Origin of the sequence: Stenotrophomonas maltophilia, from assembly GCF_006974125.1 — a bacterium.
In the GTDB taxonomy this organism is placed as follows: domain Bacteria; phylum Pseudomonadota; class Gammaproteobacteria; order Xanthomonadales; family Xanthomonadaceae; genus Stenotrophomonas; species Stenotrophomonas maltophilia_O.
This window is the reverse complement of the sequence record NZ_CP037858.1, coordinates 2,854,005-2,866,926: the sequence shown is the minus strand read 5'-3', so window position 1 is coordinate 2,866,926 and position 12,922 is coordinate 2,854,005. Positions and strand designations below refer to the sequence as shown.

General features: G+C 68.1%; 11 protein-coding genes. 7 read left to right on the top strand and 4 right to left on the bottom strand.

Annotated features, from left to right (window positions below; all coding sequences use genetic code 11):
• The first annotated feature begins 22 nt into the window (after positions 1 to 22).
• Complete coding sequence (locus EZ304_RS12920; RefSeq protein ID WP_099553667.1) at positions 23 to 988, top strand: ribokinase; 966 nt, start codon at positions 23 to 25, stop codon at positions 986 to 988.
• Between the two features lie 64 nt (positions 989 to 1,052).
• Here EZ304_RS12920 and EZ304_RS12915 read toward each other — a convergent pair whose 3' ends face one another.
• A complete protein-coding gene (locus EZ304_RS12915) occupies positions 1,053 to 2,273 on the bottom strand; it encodes an MFS transporter (RefSeq protein ID WP_142807269.1) in 1,221 nt (406 codons plus the stop codon).
• A gap of 92 nt (positions 2,274 to 2,365) precedes the next feature.
• Between EZ304_RS12915 and EZ304_RS12910 the strand changes: the two genes are divergently transcribed.
• The 6 genes from EZ304_RS12910 to EZ304_RS12885 all read left to right on the top strand — a co-directional run bounded on the left by EZ304_RS12910 (position 2,366) and on the right by EZ304_RS12885 (position 8,850).
• On the top strand, positions 2,366 to 3,283 hold the full coding sequence (locus tag EZ304_RS12910) for a LysR family transcriptional regulator (protein ID WP_142807268.1): 918 nt from the start codon (positions 2,366 to 2,368) through the stop codon (positions 3,281 to 3,283).
• Positions 3,284 to 3,392: 109 nt separating this feature from the next.
• Complete coding sequence (locus tag EZ304_RS12905; RefSeq protein ID WP_142807267.1) at positions 3,393 to 3,824, top strand: hypothetical protein; 432 nt, start codon at positions 3,393 to 3,395, stop codon at positions 3,822 to 3,824.
• A gap of 147 nt (positions 3,825 to 3,971) precedes the next feature.
• The gene (gene dusB, locus EZ304_RS12900; protein WP_099553702.1) at positions 3,972 to 4,967 is read left to right on the top strand and encodes a tRNA dihydrouridine synthase DusB; all 996 of its coding nucleotides are present in this window, start codon (positions 3,972 to 3,974) and stop codon (positions 4,965 to 4,967) included.
• 60 nt (positions 4,968 to 5,027) lie between these two features.
• A complete protein-coding gene (locus tag EZ304_RS12895; RefSeq protein ID WP_099553661.1) occupies positions 5,028 to 5,855 on the top strand; it encodes a class I SAM-dependent methyltransferase in 828 nt (275 codons plus the stop codon).
• A gap of 257 nt (positions 5,856 to 6,112) precedes the next feature.
• Complete coding sequence (locus tag EZ304_RS12890; protein WP_260678111.1) at positions 6,113 to 7,846, top strand: DUF7657 domain-containing protein; 1,734 nt, start codon at positions 6,113 to 6,115, stop codon at positions 7,844 to 7,846.
• Positions 7,843 to 8,850, top strand: coding sequence for a glycosyltransferase family 2 protein (locus EZ304_RS12885; RefSeq protein ID WP_142807265.1), 1,008 nt, complete (start codon positions 7,843 to 7,845; stop codon positions 8,848 to 8,850). The genes EZ304_RS12890 and EZ304_RS12885 overlap by 4 nt, the downstream gene beginning before the upstream one ends.
• Positions 8,851 to 8,903: 53 nt before the next feature.
• Here EZ304_RS12885 and EZ304_RS12880 read toward each other — a convergent pair whose 3' ends face one another.
• The 3 genes from EZ304_RS12880 to EZ304_RS12870 all read right to left on the bottom strand — a co-directional run bounded on the left by EZ304_RS12880 (position 8,904) and on the right by EZ304_RS12870 (position 12,615).
• Entirely contained in the window at positions 8,904 to 9,962 is a 1,059-nt protein-coding gene (locus tag EZ304_RS12880) for a metal-dependent hydrolase (protein WP_142807264.1), read from the bottom strand.
• Between the two features lie 140 nt (positions 9,963 to 10,102).
• Positions 10,103 to 10,903 (bottom strand): UDP-2,3-diacylglucosamine diphosphatase, encoded by an 801-nt coding sequence (locus EZ304_RS12875; protein WP_099553653.1) that lies wholly within the window; start codon positions 10,901 to 10,903, stop codon positions 10,103 to 10,105.
• The gene (locus EZ304_RS12870) at positions 10,900 to 12,615 is read right to left on the bottom strand and encodes a lysophospholipid acyltransferase family protein (protein ID WP_142807263.1); all 1,716 of its coding nucleotides are present in this window, start codon (positions 12,613 to 12,615) and stop codon (positions 10,900 to 10,902) included. The genes EZ304_RS12875 and EZ304_RS12870 overlap by 4 nt, the downstream gene beginning before the upstream one ends.
• Positions 12,616 to 12,922: the final 307 nt, after the last annotated feature.

Here is a 12,922-nt window from a genome sequence, read left to right as displayed (position 1 = left end):
CTTGGTTGAGAAAAGATTCCCTATGAGCAGCAGTGTCGTTGTCGTCGGTTCCTTCAATGTCGATCACGTGTGGCGGTGCGAGTCGCTGCCGGCACCGGGTGCGACCATTGCCGGCCGTTACAGCACCGGCCCCGGTGGCAAGGGCTTCAACCAGGCCGTGGCAGCCTGCCGCGCCGGTGCCGACACCCACTTCGTGTGTGCGCTGGGCGACGACGCCGGTGGCGCCACCGCCCGTGAGCTGGCCGCACAGGACGGCTTCGGTCTGATCGCCGAAGCCAGCAGCGAACCGACCGGCACCGCCGGCATCTACGTCGATGCCCGTGGCCGCAACACCATCGTGATCGGCCCGGGTGCCAACGCCGCGCTGAGCACCGACTTCCTGCAACAGCAGCAGGCCCTGCTGACCCGTGCCAAGGTGGTGCTGGTGCAGCTGGAATCGCCGGTGCAGACCATCGAAGCGGCACTGGCCACGGCCCGCGAGGCCGGCGTCACCACCGTGCTCAACACTGCACCGGCCGATGCCCCCTCGACCATCGGCCTGCTCAAGCTGGCCGATGTGATCACCCCGAACGAGACCGAGTTCGCTGCCCTGCTCGGCCGACATGTCGGCGAGCGCGTGGATGCCAACGACGTCGCCGCGCTGGATGGCGCCAGCCTGCATGCACTGTGCCGCAAGCTGGTCGGCAACGGCACCGTGGTGGTGACGCTGGGTTCGGTGGGTGTGTTCGTCTCGCATGCCGACGAGAACCTGCGCGGCGATACCCAGCCGTACTACCGCGTGGGTGCGGAACAGGTGCAGGCGATCGACACCACCGGTGCCGGTGACGCCTTCAACGGTGCGCTGGCCGCGTCGCTGGCGCAGGTGGCCGATGCCCCGTTCGCCCGCCACGTGCGCTTCGCCAACCAGTTCGCCGGTCGCTCGACCGAGAAGGAAGGCGCTGCAGCGGCGATGCCGCGCTTCACCCCGGCCGACGCTGAAGCAAAGTAGATCCACGCCATGCGTGGATGAAGAAGCCCGGGTGTGCAGACACCCGGGCTTTTTTGTTTGCCTTTCAATGAGGCAGATCCACGCCATGCGTGGATGAGCGAGACCGGGCAAGCCGCCGCAGCAGCAGGCCCGCGACGATTGCCAGCAGCGCCACGGCAGCGGCCACCACGCCCAGCGAGGCAAGCCCGAAGCGTTCGATGGCCCCACCTCCCAGCAGCGCGCCCAGGCCGATGCCGGCATTGGCCGCGGACACATTCAAGGTTCCCGCCAGCGCCTGCGCCTGGGGCGCCGCACGCATCACCCGCACCTGGCACAGCGGGAACAATGCAGTATGCGCCACACCCCACAGGGCCAGTGCAATCAGCACGAACGTGCCGTGGCCGGCCAGCCCGACACTGGCCAGCATGCCCAGCGCCAGCACCGCGCAGAACACCAGGGTCGCGCCCAGCGGCGCACGATCGACCCAGTGCCCCCCCAGTGCATTGCCGATCAACCCGACAGCTCCGAAGCCCATCAGCCACCAGCCCACCTGTGCCGCCGGTACCTGCATCAGCCGCTCCAGCACATCGGCCAGGTAGGTATAGGCAGCAAACATCGCGGTGAACACCAGCACCGACAGCAGCACATGGCCCAGCAACTGCGGCTGGCGCAGCAACCGTGCCTGCTCGCCCAGCGCGCGCCGCGGTCCGGCCACGGTGTCCGGCATCCACAACGCCAGCGCGCCCGCCATCAACAGCGACAGGGCCGCCAACAGCCAGAAGCTGCCGCGCCAACCGAGAGCGTCGGCGGCCAACGTACCCAGCGGGATACCGAACAGCATTGCGGCGGTGATGCCCAGATAGACCCGCGCGACCGCACGACCTCCCTGCCCTGCAGGGGCCAGCTGCGCAGCAGTCTCACTGGCGGTGCCCCAGAACACCGGCAGCGCCAGTGCCGGCAGCACCCGCGCCAGCGCCAGCAGCCACGGCTGCGTAGCCATCGCGGCCAGCGCGTTGGAGCCGGCGAACAGCAGCAGGATCGCCACGAACAGGCGCCGCCGTTCAACGTGTGCGAGCAGCGCAGTCAACGGTGGCCCGGCCAGCATCACGGTGAACGCGAACAAGGTAACCAGCTGCCCGGCACGGGCGATGCCCAGGCCCAGGTCGCGCGCCAGCGCGGGCAACAGGCCGACGATCAGGAACTCGGTGGTGACGATGACGAAGGCGGACACCGCCAGCAGGACGACCGAAAGGCGTGCGCGGGCATTTGCGGGGACAGCGGCCACGGCGGAATCGAGGGAGGACATGAGCGGGCATCAGAACAGGGGCCGCCAGCCTATTTCCTCCCTGGATTCCGATTGCTGCTATGTTTTCCATCGATTCCGGACAGAAATTCCCCATGCTTCCCACCGAGCGCCTGCGCGGCATCGAGGCCTTCGTCGCCACCGCCGATGCCGGCAGCTTCACTGCCGCCGCCGAACGCCTGCACCTGACCAGTTCGGCGGTGGGCAAGACCATCGCACGGCTGGAGGCACGCCTGGGCGCGCGGTTGTTCGAACGCAGCACGCGCCGCCTTCGCCTGACCGAGGCCGGTGAGGGCTTCTACCGCACCTGCGTGCGGGTGCTGGGCGAACTGGCCGATGCCGAGTCGGTGCTGGTCGCGCACGCAGACGCGCCCGTGGGCCGCCTGCGGGTGGATGCGCCGGCCACCTTCGGGCGCCTCAAAGTCTGGCCGTTGCTGCTGCAGCTGGCCGCCGAGTTTCCACAGTTGCATCCGCAGGTGACCTTCAGCGACCGCTTCAGCGACCTCGCCGAGGACGGCGTCGACCTCGCCGTGCGCATCGGCGGTCCCGAGCCGCTGCCCGCCCCTCTGGGCAGCCGCCTGCTCGGTTACGAATGCCTGCGCTTCTGCGCCTCCCCGGCCTACCTGCTTCGGCATGGCCAGCCCCGCTCGGCCGCCGAGCTGGCCGGACATGACGGTGTGCTGTTCGGACGCGCGGACGGCAGCATCGGGCCGTGGCAGGTGGCCGATGGCGGGCAGCGCAGTACACCGCTGCAGGCCCGCGCGCGCCTGGTGGTTGGCAGCGCCGAGGCCCAGGTGGCGGCGGTCGAGGCCGGCTTCGGCATCGCGCAGCTGGCCACCTGGCTGGTCGATGACGCGCTGGCGCGCGGCAGCCTGGTCTCGATCCTGCCGTCGCTGGACTGCCGCGGCCTGCCGCTGCGCCTGCTGTGGCTGCAGGGTCGGCAACGGCTGCCACGCGTGGACGTGGCCCTGGACCGTCTCGGTGCCGGGTTGCAGATCGATCCACCGCGCTGAGCGCAGCGCCTTCAGCAGCGGTCGCATCGAACGGCTGCGACTGCCGGTCGCATTGCCCGCATCCTGCCCCTCACCCACCATCCGCGCAGCGTTTCAGCGTGGGCAGGACATGGACGGATTCCCCTGGTTGCTGGTTGCCGCCGCCGGCAGTGCCATCGCAGCCTTGCTGCATATCGGCTGCATTGCCTTCGGCGCCGCGTGGTACAGGTACTTCGGTGCTGGCCAGCGCATGGTCCGGCTGGCACAGGCCGGGCATTGGTGGCCACCGCTGATGACCGCCGGCATCACTGCCGTGCTGGTGGCCTGGACGCTGTACGCACTGGCAGCCGCGGGCTGGCATTCGCCGCTGCCGGCCAGCCGTCTGGTCCTGTCGGGCATCGCCCTGCTGTTGCTGCTGCGCGCGGCGATGGGCTTCACGCTGGCCCTGCTCCGTCCCGGCTACAACGGCCGGCGCTTCTGGGTGGTCAGTTCACTGGCCTGCCTCAGCCTGGGGCTGGCCTTCGCGTTGGGTACCGGCCAGGCCTGGCAGAGCCTGGGGTAGCCGCCTACGATCGCCCGCCCTTGGGGGCGGCGGAAGCAACCGTCAAGCATCTGTTGATGCCGGTACGGCATGAGCTGGGTGCGGATCGGCCTGAACCGGAACGCCCCCGACACGGCCGTACCGCCGCCCGCGCCCTACAATGGGCGCATGCAGATCGGCCCGTACACCATTGCCCCCAACGTCGTGCTGGCGCCCATGGCCGGCGTCACCGACAAGCCCTTCCGCCTGCTGTGCAAACGGCTGGGCGCAGGCTTGGCCGCCTCGGAAATGACCATCAGCGACCCGCGCTTCTGGAATACGCGCAAGTCGATCCACCGCATGGACCATGACGGCGAGCCGGCACCGATCAGCGTGCAGATCGCCGGCACCGAACCGCAGCAGCTGGCCGAGGCCGCGCGCTACAACGTCGACCACGGCGCGCAGATCATCGACATCAACATGGGCTGCCCGGCCAAGAAGGTGTGCAACGCCTGGGCCGGTTCGGCACTGATGCGCGACGAGCAGCTGGTGGCGCGCATCCTCGAGGCCGTGGTCAACGCGGTGGACGTGCCGGTCACGCTGAAGATCCGCACCGGTTGGGACTGCGACCATCGCAATGGCCCGCTTATCGCGCGCATCGCCGAGGACAGCGGCATCGCGGCGCTGGCGGTACATGGCCGCACCCGCGACCAGCACTACACCGGCCAGGCCGAGTACGGCACCATCGCCGAGATCAAGGCCGCGCTGCGCATTCCGGTGATCGCCAACGGCGATATCGATTCGCCGCAGAAGGCCGCTTACGTCCTGAAGGAAACCGGCGTGGACGCGGTGATGATCGGCCGCTCGGCGCAGGGCCGGCCGTGGATCTTCCGCGAAGTGGCGCACTACCTGGCCACCGGCGAGGAACTGCCACCCCCATCGCTGGCGGAAGTACGCGACATCCTGCTTGGCCACCTGCACGCACTGCATGCGTTCTATGGCGAGCCCCAGGGCGTGCGCATCGCGCGCAAGCACCTGGGCTGGTATGCCAAGGACCGGCCAGAGAACGCCGCTTTCCGCGCAGTGGTCAACCGTGCCGAAGACCCGCAGAGCCAGATCGCACTGACCACCGAGTACTTCGACCGCCTGATCGCCGGGGAACCGGCGCTGTCTTCGGCGGCCTGAGCCGTCAGCCCCGCGTTTCCGAACAGTCGAGCCAGCTCGACGCTACAAGAGCCCGCCGTCATGACCCCGCCGATCTCCTCCCCGACCTACCTGCACGGGTTCTCCGGCACCGAGCAGCAGCGCCTGATGACCCAGGCGCGGCTGCTGGAATCAAGCATCTTTGGCCAGATCGACTACAGCGGCGCGCGGCGCCTGCTGGAAGTCGGCAGCGGCGTGGGTGCGCAGACCGAGATCCTGCTGCGCCGCTTCCCGGAACTGCACGTGACCGGCGTGGACCTGAGCGAGACCCAGCTGGAAACCGCGCGCGGGAACCTGTCGCGCACACCCTGGTGCAGCGACCGCTACACCCTGCAACAGGCTGACGCCGGCGAACTGCCTTTCGAGGCGCGCAGCTTCGATTCGGCGTTCCTGTGCTGGGTGCTGGAACACGTCCCGTCACCGGCACGCGTGCTGAGTGAAGTGCGCCGCGTGCTGGCCCCGGGGTCGCCGGTCTACATCACCGAGGTGATGAACGCCTCGTTCCTGCTCGACCCGTATTCGCCGCATATCTGGCGCTACTGGATGGCCTTCAACGATTTCCAGTACGACCATGGTGGCGACCCGTTCGTCGGCGCCAAGCTGGGCAACCTGCTGCTGGCCGGTGGCTTCCGCGACGTGCACACCGAGATCAAGACGATCCACCTGGACAACCGCGAGCCGGCGCGTCGCAAGACGATGATCGCGTTCTGGGAGCAGCTGCTGCTGTCGGCCGCTGATCAGCTGCTGCAGGCCGGCTCGGTGGACGAGGAAACCGTGGAAGGCATGCGTCGCGAGTTCCGCCTGGTGCAGAACGATCCGAACGCGGTGTTCTTCTATTCGTTCGTGCAGGGCCGCGCCACGGTGTATTGAGGCCCGGTCTCACCCGAGGGCGGCCAGCGGCTGCGATGGCAACCGGCTAGAATCCCGCAGTCCCGGCCTCGGAACGGCGCGTGCCGGGGCCTCTCCCCGTGCGGCAGCAGAGCATCGGTGCGTGAGCTTGTCGCGCGCGGATGGACCTGACCTGCGGGAGCATGATGAACGACAACGGCCGAACGCCTTTCCCTGCCCAGGACCCGGCCCAGACGGGCGGGCTTCGACCTGGCCAGGTTCGCCTGCTTGCCGGGATCATGGCGCTGCTGTGCATCCTGTATGTCGCGTTCGCGCTGACGCCTTCTTCCTACTCGCTGGCCTACGAGTATCTGGGCCTGGCGCCACAGCAGCCGTTGCTCGGCACCGCCCGCTACATCCGCACCGACGAATGGATGGTGTTCACGCCGTACATCCAGATCGCGGTCAACAACGACTTCGGGCAGGTCAATGCGCACTCGGCGTACCACGAGTCACTGCGCACCTTCCAGGCGCTGCCGCTGCTGGACTGGGGGCTGCTGTTCAAGCCTTACCACTGGGCGTTCTTCCTGCTGCCTGCAGCGAACGCCTATTCGTTTTTCTTCATGTTCATGGCCATGGCCTTCCTGAGCGGATGGGCTCTGCTCCTGCGCCAACTGCGGATGCCGACACCGGCCGCAGTACTGGTTTCGGCCACGCTGTTCTTCGCGCCGTTCGTGCAGGTCTGGTGGACCAGCAATGCTGGTGCATTCGCGCTGGCGCCCTGGGCTGCGGTGGCATGGCTGGGCATCGGCCATCGCGCGCTGCGCATCGCAGTCAGCGCCTATGCACTGGCGGCATGGCTGATCGCAGTGTCCTACCCGCCGTTCATCATTTCCTCGGTGCTGGCCCTGGCGGTACTGGTGCTGGCGGTCCGGCGCGATGCCATCACCGTTGTACGTCTGGTCGATGCCGCCATCGCAGGCGCGATTGCACTGGCGGTGTTCGTCGGCTACTTCCACGACATCATCCCGATCGTGCGCAACACGGTGTACCCCGGCCAGCGCCAGAGCGCCGGTGGCGGTGTCGGCCTGACCAGCCTGCTCGCGCACCTCTTTCCGAACCTGATGACCTACCGGTTCGCCCCGCTGCCGCTGTTCAAGGCGTCCAACGATTGCGAAATCGCGGTGCTGGGCAGCCTGCTGCCGCTGTTCACCCTGGTGCTGGCCGATGGCACACGGCTGCGCGAATGGGCGAAAAGCCACCGCAGCTCCCTGCTGATCCTGGCCGCCGGCCTGCTGTTCATCGCCTGCTGGATCTTCCTGCCTGTGCCCGCCGTGGTTGGCAAGCTGACCACCCTGTCGATGGTGCCCCCCGCGCGCGCGCTGCTGGCCTTCGGCCTGTTGCTCAACATCGCCTGCGCGATGATCCTGGTGCACTGCGGCGTGCGCCTGCAGCGCTGGCGCCTGCTGCTTCTGGCGGCGCTGCTGATGGTCGGCAGCCTGGCCAAGTTCCTGTTCGGTGAAGGCCAGTTCAGCCGCCTGCACAGCGCTGCCGACGCCATTCCCTACCTGTGCCTGGCGGCGCTGGCCGTTGCTGCCCGCCGCCCGCAGCTGTCGATGCATGCAACCAGCCTGGTGCTCGCCGCGGCCGCACTGGCCAACCTGCTGGGCAACGGCCTGTTCAATCCGGTGCAGCCGGCCGGCCCGATCTTCGCGATGGACCGCACTGCCGTCCTGCACTCCCTGCAGGCCCGCGGCTCAGCCAGCACGACCGAAGGCGTGCTGGTGGCTCCCGGCGGGTTCGGGGGCCTCCTGCCGGGTGTTGGCATTCCCGCCGTGAACCATGTGCTGTACCTGCCACAGATGGATTACTTCCGCCGGTACTTCCCATCGATGTCCGACGAGGCGTTCAATTTCACCTTCAACCGCTACCACCACATCACCGTAGCGCCTGAGGGCGACGCACCACGGGTGCTGCAGGGGGATCTGGTGGAACTGCCGGCAAAACCCCTGCTGGCCCACCCAGCCCGATGAATCCGATGACCACCACTACGCCCTCCGCATCCGCGCCGGCACGGATCGCCGTGATCATCCCCTGCTACAAAGTGACCCGCCAGGTGCTGTCCGTGCTGGCGGCGATCGATGATGCGGTAACGGCGATCTACTGCGTGGACGATGCATGCCCCGACGGCAGCGGCCGCCTGATCCAGGCCGAAGCCAACGACCCGCGCATCACCGTGCTGTTCCATCAGCACAACCTCGGCGTCGGCGGCGCGATCAAGACCGGGTACCGCGCGGCCATCGCCGATGGCATGGATATCCTGGTCAAGGTCGATGGCGATGGGCAGATGGACCCGGCGCTGCTGATGGACTTCGTCGCACCCATCGCCGACGGCCATGCCGACTACACCAAGGGCAACCGATTCTGGAACCTGACCCACATCCGCCGCATGCCCCCGGTGCGGCGCCTGGGCAACCTGCTGCTGTCCTTCATGACCAAGGCTTCGTCCGGGTACTGGCAGGTGTTCGATCCGACCAACGGCTACACCGCCATCCATGCCAAGGTCGCCAGCCACCTGAAACTCGAGGCGGTCAGCGACCGTTATTTCTTCGAGACCGACATGCTGTTCCGACTGAACACCGTGCGCGCGGTCGTGCAGGATGTGGCAATGGATGCCCACTACGGCGACGAAACCAGCAACCTGCGCATCGGTCGCATCCTGGGTGAGTTCACCTTCAAGCACCTGCGCAACACGCTCAAGCGCATTGCCTACAACTATTTCCTGCGCGACCTCAGCATCGCGTCACTGGAGCTGATCGCCGGCAGCAGCCTGCTCGCCTTCGGGGGGCTGTTCGGGCTGTACCACTGGGTGCGGTCGGCCCAGGCCGATGTCGCCACGCCGGTGGGTACCATCATGATCGCGATGGTCGCGCTGATCTCCGGGCTGCAGTTCCTGCTGGCGTTCGTTGGCTTTGACATCGCCAACGTGCCGCGCCAGGTGCTGAACCGTTCGATCAAGCTCAACCGCCAGCCGTAGTAGAGCCACGCCATGCGTGGCTGTTGTTTGCGCCATCCACGCATGGCGTGGATCTACGGGTGTGCAGCTCCGGGCGCGGCGGCTGCCGGCTCGTGCCAGATCCGCTGCCACATCGCCACCAACCGGCGACCGGCATCAGCGCGCGCGGCGGGACTGCTGTAATCCGTCCGCACCTGCTCGGGCGTGATCGGCCGCCACTGCCCGTCGACCTGCTGGGCCACGGCGAAGTTGAAGGTGTAGTCGGGCTCCAGCCCCATGCGCAGGTCGCTCAGGACCAGCCGCCCGTCCATCACCTGTGCACGCATGAAGCCACGGTTGAACCACGTCAGCTGCTGCACCGCCGGAATCGCCTGCGCCTCGCGCAATGCCTGCACGTTGGAGGGATGGCCTTCGAACTGCATCGGCCCATGGTCAGCCACCAGCGAGCGGTCGCCCACCACGTAGCCGTTCGGCGTCATCGCCACCACGCGCCACAGCAGGGTGTTGAACGGCATTGGCACCGAGAAGCGCGGCGCATCGCCCAGGCCCATCGCCGCCAGGCTCTGCTGGGCAGCACGGTAGACCTGGGCCTTTGCTATCAGGCCCCAGCCCAGGTAGGCGCTGCTGACCAGCAACGCCACACCCAGCACCTTGCCAGCCCAGGGGCGGGCGCGGCCAAACCAGGCCAGCACGCAGGCCAGCAGCAGCCACACCGTGTAGCCAAGATCGATGATGAAGACACTGGAACCCATGGTCGGATGTGGCCGCAGCGGCCACCACAACTGGGTGCCGTAGACGGTGAACGCATCCAGCACGGGATGGGTGACCAGCGCCAGCTGGATCGCCCAGAACCAGCGCACCGGTGACTGCGCGACGCGGCCATTGCCGAAGCGCTTGAACAACCACCAGATCAGTGCAGCCACCCAGGGCAGCACCAGCAACGAGTGGCTGAAGCTGCGATGCTCGATCATGTTCGCCACCGGGTCGGCGGCGGTGAAGCCAAGCCACAGCGCGTCGAGGTCCGGCAGGGTGCCGAGCGCGGCACCGGCAAGCAGGGCCGCACGGCGATGGCCGGGCGGAGCGATGGCAGCGGCGACGGCGCCACCGAGTACGATCTGGGTCAGGGAATCCATGGGCCGATGCTAGCGCGATGGCCACACGTTTGTGGGGGTTCTTTGTAGAGCCGAGCCCACGCTCGGCTTGCGCGCGCAGCGCGGTCTGTACGAAGAACAAACAGCAAGCCGAGCGTGGGCTCGGCTCTACAAAAGGCAGGTTACGCCGCCTGCGACATGCGCGCGCCCGGTAGCTCCACCAGAGTCTGGCCGTTGTGGTCCAGCAGGCGCAGCGCGCCATCATGGTCTTCGGCCAGTGCGGTCAGGCTCTCCACCCAGTCGCCGTCGTTGGCATAGACCAGGCCATCGCGTTCGATCAACGCAGCGCGGTGAATGTGGCCACAGACGATGCCATCCAGTCCGCGCCGGCGCACGTCGTCCAGCCCGGCCTGCACGAAGCGCTCGATGTAGCGTTCGGCCGCGCCGCTGCGCTTCTTCAGGAATTCCGACAGCGACCAGTAGCGCATGCCCAGCCGGCGCCGCACTGCATTCAGCGCCTGGTTGCCGGTGAGGATGCGGTAGTACAGCCAGTCGCCGAACTTTTCCTGCAGGCCGCCGAAGTGGGTCACGCCGTCGTAGTCGTCGCCGTGCGCGACCAGCAACCGGCGGCCATCGGCAGTCACGTGGATGGCGCGGCGGCGCACCTGCATCGCCGGCAGCATCAGCCCGCACACCTGGCGCAGCGAGGCATCGTGGTTGCCGGGAATGTAGATGATCTCGGTGCCTGCACGGCGCAGCGCGTGCAGGGCCTGGATGACTTCGCTGTGCGACTGCCGCCAGTTGGCACGGCGATGGGCCATCCACCACAGGTCGATGATGTCGCCCACCAGGTACAGCCGTTCGCAGCGCAGCTGCGAGAGAAACCGCGCCAGCTCGGTGGCATGGCAGTGACGTGACCCCAGGTGCACATCGGAGACGAACACTGCGCGCCGGTGTGGCGACAGGTTCGCCAGCGCGCTCATGCCGGCGTCCCCGCGTCGCGCAGGTAGCGCTTGCGCTTGTTCGGCCGGATCGCGCACAGGTCCACTTCGATCAGGCCATCGATCGAGTCGCTGAAGTCCGGATCCACGCCGAAGGCGAGGAAGCGCGCTCCCCCCGGTTCGCACAGATCGGTGTACTGGCGATAAAGCGTGGGCACGCCGGTGCCGAGTGCAGCCAGGTTGGCTTTCAGCACATCGAACGCGGCGCCTGCATCCAGCTCGCCGAAACTCGGCGGTGCGGCGAAGTACTGGAACGGGCGGTTCGATTCAGCCAGGCCAGCGGTACCGCTGTAGTAGCGCTGGTAGTACGCCACCAGCTGCTCGCGCGCATCGCGCGGCAGCGCCGCGCTGATCGACACCGCGCCGAACAGGTAACGGATGCCGGGCCGGCACTGCAGGTAGGCGCCGATGCCCTGCCACAGGTAGTCCAGGCTGCGGCTGCCCCAGTAATCGGGCACCACGAAGCTGCGGCCCAGTTCCAGACCTTCGGCGATGTGGGTGATCGCATCGTCGGAATAGCGAAACAACGATGCGCTGTAGAGCCCGGACAGGCCGTGCCGAGCCAGCGCCTGCGCACCGCGCATGATGCGGTAGGCGCCGGCGATGCGCTGTGCGGCCGCGTCCCAGATCACGATGTGCTCGTACTGCGGGTCGTAGTCGTCCAGGTCGCGGCTGCGACCGGTGCCCTCGCCTACCTGGCGGAAGGTCAGTTCGCGCAGCCGGCCCAGTTCCAGCAGCAGCGGTGAATCGGCGCTGCAGGTGGCCAGCAGGATCTGCTTGCCGTCGGCAGTCTGGCCCAGCTGGGTGGCTGCAGCAATGCCAGCGGCAACCCGCGAAGGTGGCACCGGGGAGGCCAGCGGCTCGGGGCCTGCAACGGCAGCGGCACCGCCCGCCGCGCCATTGCGGCCCAGCGCATACAGCGCGCGGCGCACGGCCAACAGCTGCGCGCCCGGGTCGCCGCCCTTGCCCAGCTGCATCGGCTCACCGATGCACAGGCGCAGCGGACGGCCACGTCGGGTGAACATCTCACGCGCCAGCAGCGCGGTGCCGGCCGGCTTGAACAGGGTCGAGGCGCCGTAGAACAGCGCCGAATTGCGTGCTTCCACCCGCACCGGCAGCACTGGCGCGCCCGCGGCACGGGCGAAACGCACGAACCCCCGCTGCCAGCGACCGTCGCGGATGCCGCGCAGCGAGAGGCGCGAGACCTCGCCGGCCGGGAACACGATCACGCACTGCTCGGCGGCCAGCGCTTCCTCCACGGCGTGCAGGCTGCCACGCTGTGCCTTGCCGCCGAGGATGCGCACCGGCAGCAGCAGGTCCTGCAGCGGCGCGATGGCTCCCAGCAGGTCATTGGCCACGATCCGCACATCGCGGCGGATGCGGCCAACCGCGTCCAGCAGCGCCAGCGCATCCAGCGCCCCGGACGGATGATTGGCAACAATCAGCAGGCGGCCCGTGGCCGGGATCTTCGCCAGCGCGGCCGGGTCCACCTGGTACTGGCCACCGATGAACTCCAGCCCGGCGGCGACGAAGCCGAAGCCGCGCAATCCTGCACTGCGCTGCAGGAAAGCTTCGATCTGGTCCAACCGCGACCAGCGCCCGACGCTGCGCAGCAACGGCCGCGCCAGCTGGCCACGACGGCCATGGAACCAATCGGGAAAGCGTTGCTGGAGACGCTGTTCAAGTTCCTGCATGGCGGATCCACTCATGCCCGGCGGCCGGATTGGCCGACAGCCTGCGCCCGGCAGACGGCAGCCAGATGGCGGTTCTGGGGCAGAACGATGACGGTCGACCCTGCCGGAGCGGGGCCGCAACCGGCACCCTGGCCACCCGGCCCGTTGTCACGCTGGTGGAACACTGGGCCTCGAGGCTGGGGCCCAATCCCGTCAGGACGGCCCTTGCCGGGCCTACGCGGGCTTAACCACCGGCAACCGGTACAGGTTCACAATGCACAGGCGGCGCACCCCGTGTATCATGCGCGCCCATCTTTCCATCCGAATC